General features: G+C 65.4%; 1 protein-coding gene. It reads right to left on the reverse strand.

Annotation, left to right across the window (positions count from 1 at the left end; genetic code table 11):
* Positions 1–348: 348 nt before the first annotated feature.
* Positions 349–1,563 carry an IS110 family transposase gene (locus tag AAHH99_RS24885; protein ID WP_418771133.1) on the reverse strand — a complete coding sequence of 405 codons (1,215 nt, stop codon included), beginning with the start codon at positions 1,561–1,563 and terminating at the stop codon, positions 349–351.
* Positions 1,564–1,695 lie beyond the last annotated feature (132 nt).

Consider the following 1,695-nt stretch of genomic DNA (forward strand, 5'->3'; position numbering starts at 1 on the left):
TCTAACTGGCTGTAGGTCGTGTCAAGGCTTTGAGTGGGCGTAGTGAACTGAGCATCCGGGTTGGTGCGGGTTTGGTAGCGCTGTGATGTCGGCTGTCGGGTGATGCGGCGGGGTGCCGGGCGCCCACGTTGACGTATGCGACCTCGAGTGGGTCATCTGGCGTCGTTCGGGCTGCCGTGGAGGCGAAGGGCCGGGTGCCAAGTTAGATTCGGCGTAACCCGGGGGCCCGTCATAACGCGCTCGGCATCTGATCCGGCCCTTCGTCCCGTCCGTTCAGCTTGGCACTGCCGACGAGGGTTGTGAAGGGTGCAGGGCGAACGGTCCTTTCTTGCGTTGGGGTGTGGGTTGTCAGGTCCAGCGGGCGGGGTCGTAGACGGCGTGGTCGCGGACCAAGGCGTAGGCGATGCGGTTAGCCCGGTGGGCCAGGGCGCAGGCGATTACGCCACCGCGCTTGCCGCGGTCCTTGAGGCCGTGGGCGTAGGTCTTGGCGGCCGGCTCGGTCAGCCACAAGCCGATACCGAGATCGATCAACGCGCGGCGTAGCGCCACACTGCCTTCGCGGCTGATCGATCCGTCTCGGCGTTTGCCCGCCGACTCGTACTGCATCGGGGACAGTCCGGATGCGCGATAGATCTGCTTGGACCCGGGCCATCGATTCGGATCACCAAGGGCGGCAGCGTAATTGGAGACACGGACCACGCCCCAGCCGGGAACCGAGGTCAGGGTGCTGAACGGGCTGCGCGGTATCAGTCGGGCCAGTTCGGTTTCGGCGTCGATGATCTCGGAGTCCAAGTCGGCCAACAATGACAGGTCAGCGGCCAGCACGCGTCGGGCCACCACCGCATCGCGAGTGGGCAAGGCGTCCTTGGCCGCGGTGATCAGACGCTCGGCGAGCGGGCGGCGCAGCTGGACGTTGCGGGCGGCAGCAAACCGGATCAGACGATTGACTCCCAACGCGGCCAATCGCGCCGGATCGGCGAATTCGGCGGCAACCAGGCACCCGATCTTGGTGCCCAACACATCCGGTAACGCCAACGTCAACCCGGGGAACGCCCGGTCGAGTTGACCGAGCAACTGGTTCTTGGTCGCCGTGCGAGTGAGAACCCGCCGCGACCGGTGCTGTGCCCAGGCCGCCAGTTCACCGATGAGCACATCGCGCTCGGTGTTCACTCGGCCCCGGCCGGCCAACACCAACTCGGTGATCGCCTCCAAGTCGATCCCGTCGGTCTTGACCCGCCGCCGGCCCATCACCCGGCGCTGCTCAGCGACATGAGCGGGATTGAGCTCGTGCACCTCCCACCCGGTCGGCCAGCGATAATCCATCACCGGACGGTGGTAATGGCCAGCCGCTTCCACACCCACCTTGACCTGCGCACACGATGGCACGACGGCCACCATGCGTTGCGTCGCAGCGACCAAACCCGAGCGCGTCATCGCAAACTCAACCGGTCCCATCAGCCGCCGACGGGCATCATCGGTGACCGACACCACCGCCGAGGTCTTGCCGACATCGACGGCAACGACGATCGTGGACACCGTGACTGGAGCACTCTGCACAGACACAACAACACCTCCGGGGCGTGCCAGGAGCACCCGAGCGCGTAACGCTCAGGTCCTCGAAAGGAATCTTTGACAATCCCTTCCTGACACCCCCGGAGGCGTTTGTGAAGGACTACCTCAACTCATATCAACGCG

The organism is Mycobacterium neumannii (assembly GCF_048452905.1).
GTDB lineage: Bacteria > Actinomycetota > Actinomycetes > Mycobacteriales > Mycobacteriaceae > Mycobacterium > Mycobacterium neumannii_B.